Below are 15,450 nucleotides of genomic sequence, written 5' to 3' on the forward strand. Positions count from 1 at the left end.
ACACCCGAGGTCTAAAAACCCACAGGCAAAAAAATTACTAGACGACTGGTCTAATTGGAATCTATGCTGTGTCCCGACAAACATCACCGGGTGTCCCCAACGTGCGAATCCGTCGCGCTTCGATAACACCTGATCAATGCAAGGGTGCTTTATGAAAATCCTGATGGTTCTGACTTCCCACGATCAACTCGGCAACACCGGCAAGAAAACCGGTTTCTGGCTCGAAGAATTCGCCGCGCCCTACTACGCCTTCAAGGATGCCGGTGCACAGATCACCGTGGTTTCGCCGGCCGGTGGTCAGCCACCGCTCGATCCGAAAAGCGACGAGCCAGATGCACAAACCGCAGAAACCGAGCGCTTTCGCAATGACCCGGCGACGCAACAGGTACTGGCCCACACCGGGCGTCTGGCCGATGTCAGCGCTGATGATTTCGATGCCGTGTTCTACCCAGGTGGCCACGGCCCGCTGTGGGACCTGGCCGAAGACAAGCAGTCGATCGCGTTGATCGAAGCTTTCGACCGCGCCAACAAGCCCCACGGATTTGTCTGCCATGCACCGGGTGTGCTGCGTCACGTCCTGAATGCCGACGGCAAACCGCTGATTCAAAACCGCGAAGTGACGGGCTTCACCAATGCCGAAGAAGCGGCGGTCGGTTTGACGGAAGTGGTGCCTTTCCTCATCGAAGACGAGTTCCAGCGTCTCGGCGGGCGTTATTCCAAAGTCGCCGACTGGCAGGTGTATGTGGTGGCTGACGGGCAACTGGTCACCGGACAGAATCCGGCAAGCTCCGCCGCGGTGGCCGAAAAACTGCTGAAAATGCTCGGCTAAGTCTTTTACAACTCCAGACACCGTGTGCGGCTTGCACGGTGTTTTTTTTCGCCCATCAACTAGTCGACTGGTCTAATAAACGACCGGATTGCAGACATTTATCAAGGTCAACTCCATGAACAACAGCAGCTTCTTCAAGCCCGCCAAACTGGGCGTTCACACCCTGAAAAACCGCATCGTCCTGCCACCCCTCACCCGCCAGCGCAGCACGCAACCGGGCAACATCGCCAACGAGCTGATGGCCGAGTATTACCAGCAGCGTGCCGGCGCCGGTTTGCTCGTCACCGAAGGCACACAGATCGAACCGCGTGGCCAGGGTTACGCCTGGACCCCGGGCATTCACACGCCCGAGCAAATCGCCGGATGGCGCAAAGTCACCGAGGCCGTGCATGCCGTCGACGGCGTGATCTTCGCCCAGTTGTGGCATGTGGGCCGGGTGTCCCACACCGCGTTGCAGCCCGAAGGCGCGGCACCTGTATCAGCGTCCGCAGTGTCGACCGACCGAGTCAGCGTGTTCATCGAAACCGCGCCTGGCGCGGGTGAGCTGGTATCGCCGTCCGCTCCTCGCGCGTTGACCACCGATGAAGTGCAGGAACTGGTTCAGCTCTACATTCAGGCTGCACGCAACGCGATGGACGCCGGGTTCGACGGCATCGAACTGCACTGCGCCAACGGCTATCTGGTCAACCAGTTCATCTCCGCCCACAGCAACCTGCGCACCGATCAGTACGGTGGTTCGTTGCACAATCGCCTGCGTTTTCTGCGCGAAGTGGTAGCCGGTGTCGCCGAGTGCATCGGCAAGGAGAAAGTCGGCGTACGTTTCGCGCCGCTGTTCAGCACCACCGATGAAGCGCGGACTTACCTGGGCCTGGTCGAGGAAGATCCGCACACCACTTACATCGAGGCGATCAAAGTGCTGGAAGAGGTAGGCATTGCCTATCTGTCGATCGCCGAAGCGGACTGGGACAATGCACCCGCCATGCCGCAAACCTTTCGCCAGGCGGTGCGCGACACCTTCAGCGGCGCGATCATTTACGCCGGACGCTACAACGCGCAATCCGGTGCACAGTTGCTCGATTCTGGCCTGGCAGACTTTGTCGCCTTCGGCCGCCCGTTCATGGCCAACCCGGACCTGCCCGCGCGGATCGCCAATGACTGGCCGCTGAACGCGCTGAACCCGGCCACGGTGTATGGCGGCAATGCCGAAGGGTACGTGGATTACCCGGCCTACCTCGCCTGACGCAAAGAGCCCGAAACAGTGCTCCCGCTCTTGCGGGAGCGCTACTTTGCGCCGCCCAATCCGCTCCCGGTTCCGTGGGGCGCCTGGATGTAACGACTTCCTATCTTCACAAAAAGAATGGCGCTCCATTGTCAGCTCGATTTTTTCGGCCTATCTTTATAAAAAACCTATACAAGGTACGCCGCAATGTACAACTTAGAGCCGTGGCCGCTGACGCTTTACTTTGACGGTGAATGCCCGCTCTGTGCGCGAGAAATCAAGCTGTTACGCCAACACGCCGTCGAAACACGCCTGCGCTTCGTTGACCTTAGCCATGAGGACTTCGATCCAGCCGCACTGGGGTTCACGCTTAAGCAAATGCAATCCTCACTGCATGCACGGTTCGACGATGGACGCTGGGTAAAAGGCCTCGACGCTACGCTATGGAGCTGGCGAGCCGCAGGGTTTGGCGTCTGGGTCGCCCCCCTGAGCTGGCGTTTGACCCGGCCTTTGTTTGCCATTGCTTATCGCTTGTTCTGCCACCTGCGTCCTCACTTGGCCTGGCTGCCTCACCCGGACGGCAGCCGTCGTTGTCACGACAGCCACAGCAGTTGCCGCACTCCTATCCTGTCGCAACGCCGCGAGAAATCCGAATGACTGAATCATTAGCCAACCATTACCGTGAAATTCTTCTCGGCGTCGGTGAAAACCCCGACCGCGAAGGCCTGCGGGACACGCCCAAGCGTGCAGCCAAAGCCATGCAGTACCTGTGCGACGGCTACTCGATGAACCTGGAAGGCATCATCAATGGCGCGCTGTTCGAGTCACAGAACGATGAAATGGTCATCGTTCGCGACATCGAGCTTTATTCACTGTGCGAACACCACATGCTGCCCTTCATCGGCAAGGCCCACGTGGCCTACATCCCGACGGGCCGGGTGCTGGGGCTGTCGAAAGTGGCCCGGGTGGTCGATATGTTCGCGCGCCGCTTGCAGATCCAGGAAAACCTGACCAGACAGATCGCCGATGCGATCCAGCAAATTACCGATGCTGCGGGTGTAGCCGTGGTCATTGAGGCCCGGCACATGTGCATGATGATGCGCGGTGTGGCAAAGCAGAATTCGGTCATGACGTCATCGGTCATGCTCGGTGCCTTTCGAGAGTCCTCTAGCACGCGTCAGGAGTTCCTCCAACTGATCAGCCGATGAAAGTGATTTCGTTGGCGGTTTGTCGAGTGAAATACGCCATTAAACCTGTACAAGCATAGATAGCTGTACAAGCACTTTTGTGGAATGTCCTCCACCTTGACCTGTGTATTCAGGGAGTAAAAACAATGACCCGTTTTTTGGTTTTACTGGCTCTGGTGCTCAGCCTGTCGAGCTGTGGCAGCGTCGAGGTCGGGCACTATGCCGACCAGCAACCGGCCTTCAACCTGGAGAAGTTTTTTAGCAAACCCGTCAAAGCCTGGGGGATGTTTCAAAAACGCTCCGGCGAAGTCGTCAAGCGCTTCGAGGTGAACATCGAGAGTCGCCGCGAGGGAAACAACCTGATTCTCGACGAGCGTTTTCTCTATAGCGACGGCACTCGCGAGCGTCGCGTCTGGACCCTGACCCCGGAAGGTGCGGGCAAATGGCGCGGCCGCGCCGGCGATGTGGTCGGTGAGGCGAAGGGTGAAGTTGCCGGCAACGCGCTGCGTTGGCGCTACATCTTGAGCCTGCCGGTCGATGGCTCCGTTTATGAAGTGAGCATGGACGACTGGATGTACTTGATGGACGAAGACACCTTGATCAATCGCACCACCATGTCCAAGTTCGGTGTCGAGATCGGCCAGGTGACATTGTTCTTCCGTCGCCAGAGTGCGGGAGACAATCAATGACCGACTCGCTCACAATGACTTCACTGGGTGACGGCTACCGCGCCCTGGTAATCGGCGCCAGTGGCGCACTCGGCGCTGCGTTCTGTGAGTGGCTGAAGCAGGACTCTCGATGTGCAGGTGTTCGTGAACTGGGGCGTAAAACGGATCCCCCGCTGGATCTGGAACGGCCAGAGACAATTGCAAGCGCCGCCGCCGAACTGGCGACAGAAGCGCCTTATCAACTGATCGTACATGCCGCCGGCCTGCTGCATCGCGATGCGATCAAACCGGAAAAAAGCTACACCGCGATGGACCACGACGCGCTCCAGGCAGTGTTTCAAGTAAATACGCTGGGGCCGGCGATGGTCTTGCGCCACTTCCTGCCACTGCTCGATCCCCATGGTGCAATGGCGATGCTTTCGGCCAAGGTCGGCAGCATCGACGATAACCGTTTGGGCGGCTGGTACGCCTATCGCGCCTCCAAGGCCGCGCTGAACATGTTGATCAAAACCGCGGCCATCGAACTGGCCCGCACTCGCCCTCACAGTCGCCTGCTGAGCCTGCATCCAGGCACAGTCGTTTCGGCGCTGTCGCAACCTTTTCGCGGTGCATCGGCGGCCCGCCCGGCCAGCGTTGCCAGCCACGAATTATTGACCCTGATCGACCGGCTGACGCCGTCAGACAGCGGCCATTTCTTTGCCTACGACGGAGAACGCCTACCCTGGTAGGCAAGGAGTGATTGATGAATCTGCAAACCCTCACCGAACGCGCCGCCAATAGCGAAATACGTGAACTGGAACTGCTGTCGCTCGAAGGTGGCTTTTATCTGGCGCGCATCCGCATGGATCACGGCCATTTCACCTTGCTCGACGATGCGGCAAAACCCATGCGACTGCGCTCAATCAGTCATCTGCGGGACTTGCTGCAAACCGTTCCGGCGTTTCCCTGCGTGTTGGTGCAGCAATGTGTCCACGACGAAATGTGCGGCCGGGATTCAGGCCCGGTCGAAGAGTTGCGGCTGCCTTTTTCGCTGACAGCAACTTGATGAAGCGGACGCTGCTGGACTGTTCCGAATGAGCAAGGTCAATCGCCTGTGCCTGATCCTCGGTGATCAGCTTTCGTTTGACCTGGCCTCATTACAGGGGCTCGATCCCGAACGGGATGCGGTGCTCATGGTCGAGGTGATGGAAGAAGCCAGCCATGTGCCTCATCACCCACAAAAGATTGCCCTGATCTTTAGCGCCATGCGTCATTTCGCCAAGGCGTTGCAAGCCAGAGGCGTACGTGTCGAGTACGTCACTCTTGATGATCCGCACAACAGCGGATCAGTGCCAGGTGAACTAGGTCGCTGGCAGGCACTTCTGCAACCGGAAGAGCTGCACATCACTGAATGTGGCGACTGGCGTCTGGAGCAGTCTCTCAAGGACTGTGATCCAGCCATTCATTGGCATGCCGATACGCGTTTTCTGTGCAGTCGAACGGAATTCAGTGCGTGGGCGGCCGGCAAAAAGCAGCTGCGTATGGAGTTTTTCTACCGCGAGATGCGCCGCAAGAGCGGGCTGTTGATCAATGGCGACGGTACGCCGGTCGGCGGCGCCTGGAACTTTGACGCCGAAAACCGCAAAGCCCTGCCCAAGGGAGTGAAAGCGCCCTACCCGGCGGGTTTTTCCAACGACGCCATCACCCTCGAAGTCCTTGCGCTGGTCAAAGCACGTTTCAGGCACCACTACGGTTCTCTGGACGATTTCAACTATCCAGTGACCCACGCCGACGCTCAATCACTGTGGCGTTACTTCCTCGATTATGGCCTGGCCGGGTTCGGCGATTATCAGGATGCCATGGCCAGCGATGAACCCTTTCTGTTCCATGCGCGCATCAGCGCTGCGCTCAATATCGGACTGCTGGATTTGCGTCAGGTGTGCAGTGACGTGGAGTCGGCTTACTGGTCAGGCAGCGTTGCGCTGAATGCCGCCGAGGGATTCATTCGTCAACTGATCGGCTGGCGCGAATACGTACGTGGTGTTTACTGGCTGAAGATGCCTGACTATGCCCAAGGCAATTCATTTGGTAACAAGCGCCTCTTGCCGGAATTCTACTGGACTGGCGAAACGAAAATGAACTGCATGCGTCAGGCAATCGGCCAAAGCCTGAAACACGCCTATGCTCACCATATCCAGCGGCTGATGGTCACGGGGAATTTTGCGTTGCTCGCCGGCATCGCGCCGAGCCAGATCTGCGAGTGGTACCTGGCCATTTATATGGATGCGTTTGATTGGGTGGAATTGCCCAACACCTTGGGCATGGTCATGCACGCTGACGGAGGTTATCTCGGTTCCAAGCCTTACTGCGCCAGCGGCCAATACATCAATCGAATGTCTGACTACTGTCGCGGCTGTGCTTACAAGGTCAGCGAAAGCACTGCTGACAACGCATGCCCTTTCAATGCGTTGTACTGGCATTTTCTGATGCGCCATGGCGATCTTTTACGCAGCAATCAGCGTATGGGCATGATGTACAAAAACCTCGACCGCATGCCTGAGGCCAAGCAGCAGGCGCTTTGGCAGCGAGGCGAGAAGCTGCTCGCCACACTGGATGCCGGCGAGACGTTATAAAACGGGCTTCCCCCTCCTGTGCGGGTGCAACTTAACCATCAGACGGCGTGTCAATGTGAGGATTCCCAGTGTTCGATTGAACCGCGTTGAATGAATTCAAACAAAAATCAAGAAGGCCCCTGTGGTGGAAATTCTGAAGCATCTTACTCGCGAGGAGCTTGAGGCAGAGGTGATGCGCCTGCGCCTGGCTCTGGAGAGCAGCGCAGTAGCAACACCGGAGATGGCCCAGCAGCTTGCAGCCAGCCGAGCGGCGCTCGCCAATAGTGAGGCGCGCTTCAGTACCATTCTGGAAACCATCGAGGCCGCATTCGCTATCGTCAAAGTCAAATTCGACGCCGACGACCACCCCGTGGATTATTGTTTCGTCGAGGCCAACCCGGCGTTCGAACGTCAGTGCGGCGTCAACCTGCGGGGTAAATGGGTCACAGAGTTCGCCCCTAACCTTGAGAAGTTCTGGTTCGAGACTTACGGACACGTGGCCAAGACCGGCGAGCCGGCAAACTTCGAGAATTACGCCAATACGTTTGAACGCTGGTTCGATGTGCGTGCAGTGCGGGTCGGTGACCCTGCCGATCGCCAGATCGCGATTTTCTTCAGCGACGTCACCGCACGCCGAGACGCCGAAGAGCGCTTGCGGATCAGCGAAGCGGTCGCGCGGGAAAACGTCGAGCGCGTACAACTCGCCCTCGCGGCCGGCGCCATTATCGGTACCTGGCACTGGGATCTGCCGACCGATCGCTTCACTGTGGATGAGTCCTTCGCCAGGGTTTTTGACCTTGATCCCGCATTGGGCCGCGACGGCCTGACCCTGGAACAAGTGGTGATGACCGTACACCCCGATGACAGAGAGGGGCTCACCGGTGCGATCAATGAAGCGATTGCCCGTGGCGGCGCCTACTCCCATCAATACCGGGTGCGCCGCGCCGACGGGAAATACAACTGGATCGAGGCCAACGGTCGCGTCGAATGCGCCGACAACGGCACCCCGCTGCGCTTTCCCGGTGTGCTCATTGATGTTGAGGATCGGCGCAATGTCGAGGCGGAGCGCGACCGCGCCAACGCCGAATTGCGCGCGCTCAACGAAACTCTGGAACAGCGTGTATCAGCACGCACAGCCGATCTCATGCAAGCCGAAGAGAAACTGCGCCAGTCACAAAAAATGGAAGCGGTCGGCCAACTGACCGGCGGCCTGGCCCATGACTTCAACAATCTTCTCGCCGGCATCTCGGCCGCCCTGGAATTGATAGAAAAACGCATCGCTCAAGGCCGCCTGAAGGAGGTCGACAAGTATTTGGTCACCGCCCAGGGCGCGACTAAACGCGCCGCGGCCCTGACCCATCGCCTGCTGGCCTTCTCCCGACGCCAGACCCTCGATCCACGGCCAACGGATGTGAACACCCTGATCGCCGGGGTGACCGAACTGATCCAGCGCACCGTCGGCCCGAGCATACGTTTGAATACCGTCGCCGCACCCGATCTCTGGCCGGCCCTCGTCGACGCCAGCCAACTGGAAAACGCCCTGCTGAATCTGTGCATCAACGCCCGCGATGCCATGCCCGATGGCGGAAGAATCACAGTCGAGACGGCCAATCGAACAATGGCGTTCGAGACCGCCCGTGCTCTGGACATGCCCGAGGGGGAATACCTTTGTCTATGTGTCACTGATACCGGCACTGGCATGAGCGCTGACGTCATCGCGAAAGCCTTCGACCCGTTTTTCACCACCAAGCCGCTCGGCCAAGGCACCGGCCTGGGGCTGTCGATGATCTACGGGTTCACCAAGCAATCCGGCGGTCAGGTGCGGGTGCATTCGAAAGTAGGCCAAGGCACCACCATGTGCATCTACTTGCCTCGGTACCGCGGGGAGGCGCTGCAAAATCACGATGCCACTCACAGCACGACAACACCTCTGGCAAAAGCGGGGGAAACCATCCTGATTGTCGACGACGAGCCGACAGTGCGGATGTTGCTCAAAGACGTACTCAGCGAACTCGGCTACACCCTCCTGGAAGCGGCCGACAGCGTCGAGGGACTGGAAGCATTACGCTCCAGCGCACACATCGATTTGCTCATCACTGATGTCGGATTGCCTGGCGGTATGAACGGGCGACAGATGGCCGATGCGGGCCGGGAAATCCGCCCAAAACTGAAGACCTTGTTCATTACCGGCTACGCCGAAAACGCCGTTATCGGCAGCGGCCAACTCGGGCCGGGCATGCAAGTGCTGACCAAGCCCTTTGCCGTCGACACACTGGTTTCGCGCGTCGGCAACTTGATGTCCGCCAAACTGGATTGAGGCTGCCTCAGGCAACGACTCGCAGGCATGGCTGCGCCCGATATTGCGCTTCCGGGTCGTCGCCAGGATTGGACTTTCCAACTGCAGAAAAAACCAAAGCCTGCTTTTAAGGGCAGGCTTCTGGCATTGCAGCGTCGGCTTACTTCTGCTGAGCGGTCAGCGCCGCATAGCCATTCATCAAATTGCGGTAGTTCGGAATTCGCTGCGACAGCAAGTTACCCAGCCCTTCGATGTCATTGCGCCAGTCGCGGTGCAGCTCACAGGCCACCGAGAACCAGTTCATCATCTGTGCGCCGGCCTGGGTCATGCGGTTCCACGCGGCTTGTTGCACGGTGGTGTTGAAGGTACCGGAGGCATCGGTCACCACGAACACATCAAACCCTTCCGCCAGCGCCGACAGGGTCGGGAACGCTACGCAAACATCTGTTACCACACCGGCAATGACGATCTGCTTGCGGCCGGTGGCCTTGATTGCCTTGACGAAGTCTTCGTTGTCCCATGCGTTGATCTGGCCTGGGCGAGCGATGTACGGCGCATCGGGGAACATCTCTTTCAGCTCCGGTACCAGCGGGCCGTTCGGGCCTTGTTCGAAACTGGTGGTGAGGATGGTCGGCAGTTCGAAGAACTTGGCCAGATCGGCCAGCGCCAGCACGTTGTTCTTGAACTCGTTCGGCGAGAAGTCCTGCACCAGAGAAATCAGACCGGTCTGGTGATCAACCAGCAGAACTACGGCGTCGTCTTTGTTGAGGCGGTTGTAGGTTGGAGTGTTCATCTGTGCGTCCCTTTGTAATTGTGGAAGTTCGTTTGCGTTCAAGATGGGCACAGATTACTGAGACACTGAAACGGGATAAATCGGCTGAAAAGCGTTTCTCCGTCAACTCAGAAGAGACAATCAATTCATACTGAATCTTGCTCCGACAACAACCCGACCTTTATGGCGATCCTTGTCATACTGTTGCCATGCATTACGTTGAATCGAAACCAAGGAGATGTTCATGCTCGGACGCCACCCGCCAGAGCGGAACGCTGACAAGCTCACCTCCCCCGCTGCCCTGAAAGCCGTGAGGGCGGGATCGACTTTTCGACTCACGGTCAGTTTCATGCTGGTGGTGGTCGTTGCCTTTCTGGCAGTCGAGAGCTGGCGGACATGGCGCGACTATCGCGCCGCCTTCGCCTCCGCGCGCGACTCAGTCACCAACCTGACCCGTGCGACGGCTCAACATGCCGAAGACACCATTCGGCAAATGGATGTGCTGACGGCGGCCCTCAGCGAGCGGATCGAAGGCGATGGTCTGCAAAACCTCGATGTGCCGCGCATTCACAAACTGCTGGTGCAGCAATCGACAATCATGCCGCAGTTGCACGGCTTGTTTATCTACGGGCCTGACGGACAGTGGATCGTGACCGACAAGGAGGTCACGCCCGAGACTGCTAATAACGCCGACCGCGATTATTTCCAGTACCACCGCACCCATGACGATCGGCAAGTGCGCATTGGCGAGGTGGTCGAAAGCCGCTCCACCCACGACCTGATCATTCCCATCTCGCGCCGCCTGAATAATCCCGATGGCTCGTTCGCCGGTGTGCTGCTGGGCACGATCAAAGTGAGCTATTTCGTCGATTACTACGGCGACTTCAGGATCGACGACAAAGGCGCGCTGGTGTTGGCCAAACGTGACGGCACAATCCTCGTGCGCCGCCCGTTCATTGCGTCAGTGATCGGCAAGAGCCTGGCCAATAGCGAGATATTCAAGACCTACCTGCCCAACTCCAATGTGGGCATCGCGCAAGTGCGCGCCGTCATCGACGACACCGAACGTCTGTACGGCTACCGCGCCCTCAGCACTTATCCGCTGGTGGTGGAGGCCGGGCTTTCCCAGGAATCGATCATCGAACCATGGCGTCAGGACTTGCTGAAAAACGGCTTCGTGCTGGTGTTTCTGATCCTGGTGCTGACTTGTTTCGGCCTCATCGTACTGAGCCAGCTGCGCCAGCGCATGGCGATGGAGCGGGAAATCCGCCACGCCCACCAGACCATGCGCGACATGGCGCTGACCGACAGCCTCACCGGACTTGGCAACCGGCGCCGACTGGACAATGCGCTGGCCGATGAAGTCCGTCTGGCCCGGCGCCAAGGCTCGGCACTCTCGCTGATCATGCTCGATGTCGACTACTTCAAACGCTACAACGACCAATACGGACATGCCGTCGGAGATGACTGCCTGAGCGCGGTCGGACGCGCGATCCAACAAGCGGTCAAGCGTCCGGGTGACTTGGCCGTGCGCTACGGCGGCGAGGAGTTCACCGTGCTGTTGCCCAATACCGATAGCGATGGAGCGATTCAGGTGACCGAAGATATTCTGCAAACCATACGCTCGCTCAGAATGGAACACGCCGGGCACCCTTTGGGCTATGTCACGGCCAGTGCCGGGATTACCACGCGTCATCCGGTCGATGAAACGGTCACGCCTGCCACCTTGCTGAAATCGGCGGATACCTGCCTGTACCAGGCCAAGCAACAGGGCAGAAACCGTTGGTGCTCAACGGCTCCGGTTATGAGCTAATAACGCCTTCATTAAACCGTCGCTCAAACGTTGTACTAGGATAAGAACCAATTTCTGCAATTTTCGTCGCTCAAGGACATCGTCGACAAAGCCGCAGGAGTGTTAGCCCCCGCAAACTCATGGATGATGTAAATGAATTCATACCTGTTCCCTCACATCGGCAAAGTCATCGCCAGCACTGGCAGCCGTCATTTCCCGCGCATGCTGCATGACCTGATCCTCACTCAACTGGCAGTCGATGCCACGCACATCCGCCAGATGCGTGTTGAACCGGTGGGCCGCACCGCGACCCGCAGTGAACCGGAACCCATGAAAGAGCCGGCGTTGTTGGCCGAAACGGTATTTTCCGACCACAGTGTCGCGGCGGTCGACGATTTGCCTAATCTAGAATCATCGACCGCCGCCGAGGCTTCGCAACTGCACCTGACCCGGCGCAAGGACGGTTACCGCTACGTGATTTCGGTATACCGCAACGGCCAGTCGCAACGCTTTTCCGCGCAGGAGCGCAGCCTGTTGCAGGACATCTCCCCGGTTCTGTTGCCGATGGTGGAAAAGCACATCGATGCACTCCAGCCAGCCAACCCTTGTGCAGAAAACCCGGGCGAAGCTGCCGAGGGCACGGGACTGGAAACCCTGCGGGCGCGCTTCAATGAACGCTTGCAGCAATTGGGGTTGAGTCTGTCCAATCGTGAAACCGAAGTGTGCATCGGCCTGCTTGCAGGACGTACTGCGCCGGAGCTGGCCGAGCAATTGCAGTTGAAGGTCAACACGGTAGAGAGCTATCTCAAGCGCGCGGCGATCAAGTTGGGGATCAGCGGGCGGCATTCGTTGATGCGCTGGATGTATTCGCCGCAGGAAACTTCGGCTTCCACGGCGGCCTGACAAAAATCCCACCTGTAGGAGCTGCCGAAGGCTGCGCCTACAGGAATTCGGTGAGTACCATCAGTCGCGGGCCAACGCCTCGATCGGATCAAGCCGCGAAGCATTCCGTGCCGGCACGAATCCAAACACGATGCCGATCAGCGTCGAGCAAACCACCGCTGTCAGCACCGAAGCCAGCGAGAACACCATCTCCCACTCTTTGATAAACACTGAAAACAGATGGCCGATGGCGTAGGACAGCGAAATCCCGATCGCCCCGCCCAACAGACAGACCATCACCGCCTCCACCAGAAACTGCTGACGAATATCTGACTGGCGCGCGCCAACCGCCATGCGAATGCCAATCTCGCGAGTACGCTCGGTCACGGACACCAGCATGATGTTCATTACCCCGATACCGCCGACCACCAGCGAAATCAGCGCAATCAACGACAACAACAACGCCAGCGAGCGACTGGTTTTCTGCACGGTCTGCATGATGCTGTCGAGGTTATTGGTGAAGAAATCCTTGGTGCCGTGGCGTTGCAGCATCAGTTTGTTGACGTGTTCATCCACCACGTTGCTGGGTTGGCCGTCCTTGAGCCGCACGCTGATGCTGTCCAGGTAGCGCTGGCCCAACAGGCGCCCGGCAGCAGTTTCGTACGGCACCCAGACGTTGAGAGACTTGCTCGCAGCGAACAGGTTTTTGTTCTCGGCGGCCACACCGATCACCGTACAAGGCAAGTTGCCGATCAGGATCACTTGCCCCAACGGGTCGACATGTTCGCCGAACAGCCGAAGCCGGGTTTTGTGATCGATCACCGCCACCTGTGCCTGGCGCCGGGCGTCGCTTTCACTGAACGGGATACCGGCCTCCATCTTGATACCACGTACCTGAAAGTACAGGTCGCCGACACCATTGACCTGCGCATCCAGATCGATATTGCGATAACGCAGCAGCAGGTTTCGGCCGACCACCGGCGTGGCGCTGTCGACGTAATACAGCTGATTGAGGGCGGCAACGTCAGCGGGCACCAGAGTTTCAATGGCCGTCGAGCGGCTGTCGCCAAAACTGGTGCCGGAATAGATATCGATGGTGTTACTGCCGATCGCCTGAATGTCCTTCAACACGTAACGTTTGGCACCCTCGCCGATAGCCGAGATCGACACCACCGACGTAATGCCGATTACGATGCCAAGCATGGTCAGCAAGGTGCGCATGCGGTGCGAAACCAGCGCGACCCAGGCCATGCTGAACGCTTCCTTGAACAAACCGAGGCTGGCGACCAGGCGTCGTCCAGCGGTGGATTTGGCAGGGACCGCTTCGTCGCCTGACAGCTGCGCCGTGGCGCGCTCGTTGCGTCGGTCGCTGAGGATCTCGCCGTCACTGACCTCGATGATGCGTTCGGCGTTGGCCGCGACTTTCGGGTCGTGGGTCACCAGGATCACCGTATGCCCGGCAGCGTGCAATTCCAGCAGAATGCGCATGACCTCCTTGCCGCTGGTGGTATCGAGGGCACCCGTAGGCTCATCGGCAAGGATCACATCACCGCCGTTCATCAACGCCCGAGCGATACTCACCCGCTGCTGCTGCCCGCCGGACAGCTGACTCGGTCGGTGGCTCAGGTGCCCTTGCAGACCCAATCGCGCCAACAATTCCCGAGCGCGGGCATGACGTTGCAGCTCCGGGATGCCCGCGTAGATCGCGGGCATCTCGACGTTATGCATGGCACTCAGGTGCGGCAGCAGGTGATAGCGCTGGAAGATGAAGCCGAAGTAGTCGCGACGCAATGCCGCCAGGGCCTCGTTATCGAGGTCACGGGTTTCCTGGCCGTTGATCCTGTAACTGCCGGCGGTGGCGTAATCGAGGCAGCCGAGAATGTTCATCAACGTCGATTTACCGGAGCCGGAGGCGCCAATGATCGCGACCATCTCTCCGGCATGGATCGTCAGGCTGATGTCCTTCAACGCGAGAAACTCACGGTCGCCGGCGGTAAAGCTGCGGGTAATCCCGCTCAGTTGCAGCAAGGGCTCGTTCATCGTCAAGACCCCGCCACGGTCGACACCGGATCACCGATCACCACGCGGTCGCCCTCGGCCAGACCATCATTGACCTGCACCTTGACGTTGTTGTTGATCCCGGTTTGCACATTGCGCGCCTGTGCCTGGCCCTTGGCGTCCAGCACGCGCACCGGAAAACTGCCGTCACTGTTGCGCGGCCCCAGCGCTGCCACCGGAATGGTCAACACGGATTTGGCAGTATCCAGCACCACCCGCACCTGCGCGGTCATCGAGATGCGCAAGCGATGATCCGGGTTGGGCACCTCGAACAGTGCGTTATAGAACACCGCCGTGTTCTGTTTTGGCGTGCCGGCGGGCGGCGTTTCGAGAAAGTTCTGCGGTGCCGGTTCAGTGCCGCGCAGCTTGCCGTAATAGCGTTTGTCCTCGCCGAGAATGGTGAAATACACCTCCTGCCCCGGCATGATATGAATCACGTCGGCCTCGGAAACCTGCGCCTTGACCGTCATGGTGTCCAGATCCGCCAATTTCAGCAGGATCGGCGCCAACTGGTTAGCGATAACGGTCTGGCCTTCTTGAGTAACGATGCCGACCACGTCGCCATCGATCGGCGCGACGATTCGTGTGTAGGCCAGGTTGACCTTGGCGGTGTCGATCTGGATGTGCGCACTCTTGATCTGCGCGTCCAGTGACATCAGATTGGCCTGCTGCACTTCGTAGTCAGACTGCGCGGTTTCGAAGTCCTGGCGCGAGATCGATGCGTCGTCCTGCAAGTTCTTGTAGCGTTCGTAAATCGCCTTGGTCTGCCTGAGTTGGGCCTGCGTGGCGCGTTTTTGCGCTTGCAGGTTTTCCTCATCGACCTGGGCCTGACGCAGGGTGTTCTGCAACACCAGCGGATCGATTTCTGCCAGCCACTGGCCCTTTTTCACCTTGTCGCCCACCTTGACCTTGAGCGACTTCAACTGGCCGGACACTTGCGCACCGACGTCCACCTGCTTGATACCTTCGAGCAACCCGGTGGCCAGCACCGCATTTTCGATATCACTGCGTTCAACCGTCGCAGTCAGGTACTGCGGCGCCTCGGCCGGCGCCTTTACCGCATAGAACACCAACCCGGCCAGCGCCACCAACGCCAATCCCATACCGACTTTGCGCAACTTCGACTTTTCCATAAATGACCACAAGTCCGTTCAGG

14 protein-coding genes are annotated in these 15,450 nt (G+C 58.8%); 11 read left to right on the plus strand and 3 right to left on the minus strand.

Translation table 11 applies throughout. From position 1 onward, the window contains the following. Positions 1–151 precede the first annotated feature (151 nt). The 9 genes from ACIOVB_RS04385 (at position 152) to ACIOVB_RS04425 (ending at position 8,811) form a co-directional block, all read left to right on the plus strand. Complete coding sequence (locus ACIOVB_RS04385) at positions 152–829, plus strand: type 1 glutamine amidotransferase domain-containing protein (protein WP_401265185.1); 678 nt, start codon at positions 152–154, stop codon at positions 827–829. A gap of 115 nt (positions 830–944) precedes the next feature. Beyond that, on the plus strand, positions 945–2,069 hold the full coding sequence (locus tag ACIOVB_RS04390) for an alkene reductase (RefSeq protein ID WP_401265187.1): 1,125 nt from the start codon (positions 945–947) through the stop codon (positions 2,067–2,069). A gap of 186 nt (positions 2,070–2,255) precedes the next feature. Next, positions 2,256–2,705 (plus strand): thiol-disulfide oxidoreductase DCC family protein, encoded by a 450-nt coding sequence (locus ACIOVB_RS04395; RefSeq protein ID WP_401265190.1) that lies wholly within the window; start codon positions 2,256–2,258, stop codon positions 2,703–2,705. After that, positions 2,702–3,256 carry a GTP cyclohydrolase I FolE gene (gene folE, locus ACIOVB_RS04400; RefSeq protein WP_187678723.1) on the plus strand — a complete coding sequence of 185 codons (555 nt, stop codon included), beginning with the start codon at positions 2,702–2,704 and terminating at the stop codon, positions 3,254–3,256. The genes ACIOVB_RS04395 and folE overlap by 4 nt, the downstream gene beginning before the upstream one ends. A 125-nt stretch (positions 3,257–3,381) precedes the next feature. Then, positions 3,382–3,924: a DUF3833 domain-containing protein gene (locus tag ACIOVB_RS04405; protein ID WP_187678724.1), complete on the plus strand. Its 543-nt coding sequence runs from the start codon at positions 3,382–3,384 to the stop codon at positions 3,922–3,924. Further along, the gene (locus ACIOVB_RS04410; protein ID WP_401265192.1) at positions 3,921–4,631 is read left to right on the plus strand and encodes an SDR family oxidoreductase; all 711 of its coding nucleotides are present in this window, start codon (positions 3,921–3,923) and stop codon (positions 4,629–4,631) included. The genes ACIOVB_RS04405 and ACIOVB_RS04410 overlap by 4 nt, the downstream gene beginning before the upstream one ends. A 14-nt stretch (positions 4,632–4,645) precedes the next feature. Continuing rightward, entirely contained in the window at positions 4,646–4,948 is a 303-nt protein-coding gene (locus ACIOVB_RS04415; RefSeq protein WP_187678726.1) for a DUF6482 family protein, read from the plus strand. 28 nt (positions 4,949–4,976) lie between these two features. Next, entirely contained in the window at positions 4,977–6,515 is a 1,539-nt protein-coding gene (locus ACIOVB_RS04420) for a cryptochrome/photolyase family protein (protein WP_401265194.1), read from the plus strand. 124 nt (positions 6,516–6,639) lie between these two features. Continuing rightward, positions 6,640–8,811: an ATP-binding protein gene (locus ACIOVB_RS04425; RefSeq protein ID WP_401265197.1), complete on the plus strand. Its 2,172-nt coding sequence runs from the start codon at positions 6,640–6,642 to the stop codon at positions 8,809–8,811. Positions 8,812–8,950: 139 nt separating this feature from the next. Here the strand turns inward: ACIOVB_RS04425 and ycaC are convergent, their stop codons facing one another. Next, the gene (gene ycaC, locus ACIOVB_RS04430; protein ID WP_401265199.1) at positions 8,951–9,583 is read right to left on the minus strand and encodes an isochorismate family cysteine hydrolase YcaC; all 633 of its coding nucleotides are present in this window, start codon (positions 9,581–9,583) and stop codon (positions 8,951–8,953) included. A 223-nt stretch (positions 9,584–9,806) separates the two neighbouring features. On the opposite strand from ycaC, the gene ACIOVB_RS04435 reads away from it, so the two are divergent. Next, positions 9,807–11,375, plus strand: coding sequence for a diguanylate cyclase (locus ACIOVB_RS04435; protein WP_401265201.1), 1,569 nt, complete (start codon positions 9,807–9,809; stop codon positions 11,373–11,375). A 132-nt stretch (positions 11,376–11,507) separates the two neighbouring features. Next, positions 11,508–12,257, plus strand: a complete 750-nt coding sequence (locus ACIOVB_RS04440; protein ID WP_401265203.1) for a helix-turn-helix transcriptional regulator — start codon at positions 11,508–11,510, stop codon at positions 12,255–12,257. Between the two features lie 60 nt (positions 12,258–12,317). Here ACIOVB_RS04440 and ACIOVB_RS04445 read toward each other — a convergent pair whose 3' ends face one another. Together ACIOVB_RS04445 and macA are read right to left on the minus strand one after the other, a co-directional pair. Beyond that, positions 12,318–14,276 (minus strand): MacB family efflux pump subunit, encoded by a 1,959-nt coding sequence (locus tag ACIOVB_RS04445; protein WP_401265205.1) that lies wholly within the window; start codon positions 14,274–14,276, stop codon positions 12,318–12,320. 2 nt (positions 14,277–14,278) lie between these two features. Then, a complete protein-coding gene (macA, locus tag ACIOVB_RS04450) occupies positions 14,279–15,427 on the minus strand; it encodes a macrolide transporter subunit MacA (protein ID WP_187678735.1) in 1,149 nt (382 codons plus the stop codon). Positions 15,428–15,450 lie beyond the last annotated feature (23 nt).

It is taken from the genome of Pseudomonas sp. NPDC087639 (genome assembly GCF_044743385.1).
Classification (GTDB): domain Bacteria; phylum Pseudomonadota; class Gammaproteobacteria; order Pseudomonadales; family Pseudomonadaceae; genus Aquipseudomonas.

Coding starts and splice junctions, on each gene's coding strand:
- ACIOVB_RS04440 (WP_401265203.1), top strand. CDS start 11,508: ATGAATTCATACCTGTTCCCTCACATCGGCAAAGTCATCGCCAGCACT.
- ACIOVB_RS04410 (WP_401265192.1), top strand. CDS start 3,921: ATGACCGACTCGCTCACAATGACTTCACTGGGTGACGGCTACCGCGCC.
- ACIOVB_RS04395 (WP_401265190.1), top strand. CDS start 2,256: ATGTACAACTTAGAGCCGTGGCCGCTGACGCTTTACTTTGACGGTGAA.
- macA (WP_187678735.1), bottom strand. CDS start 15,427: ATGGAAAAGTCGAAGTTGCGCAAAGTCGGTATGGGATTGGCGTTGGTG.
- ACIOVB_RS04390 (WP_401265187.1), top strand. CDS start 945: ATGAACAACAGCAGCTTCTTCAAGCCCGCCAAACTGGGCGTTCACACC.
- ACIOVB_RS04385 (WP_401265185.1), top strand. CDS start 152: ATGAAAATCCTGATGGTTCTGACTTCCCACGATCAACTCGGCAACACC.
- ycaC (WP_401265199.1), bottom strand. CDS start 9,583: ATGAACACTCCAACCTACAACCGCCTCAACAAAGACGACGCCGTAGTT.
- ACIOVB_RS04415 (WP_187678726.1), top strand. CDS start 4,646: ATGAATCTGCAAACCCTCACCGAACGCGCCGCCAATAGCGAAATACGT.
- ACIOVB_RS04405 (WP_187678724.1), top strand. CDS start 3,382: ATGACCCGTTTTTTGGTTTTACTGGCTCTGGTGCTCAGCCTGTCGAGC.
- ACIOVB_RS04445 (WP_401265205.1), bottom strand. CDS start 14,276: ATGAACGAGCCCTTGCTGCAACTGAGCGGGATTACCCGCAGCTTTACC.
- folE (WP_187678723.1), top strand. CDS start 2,702: ATGACTGAATCATTAGCCAACCATTACCGTGAAATTCTTCTCGGCGTC.
- ACIOVB_RS04420 (WP_401265194.1), top strand. CDS start 4,977: ATGAGCAAGGTCAATCGCCTGTGCCTGATCCTCGGTGATCAGCTTTCG.
- ACIOVB_RS04435 (WP_401265201.1), top strand. CDS start 9,807: ATGCTCGGACGCCACCCGCCAGAGCGGAACGCTGACAAGCTCACCTCC.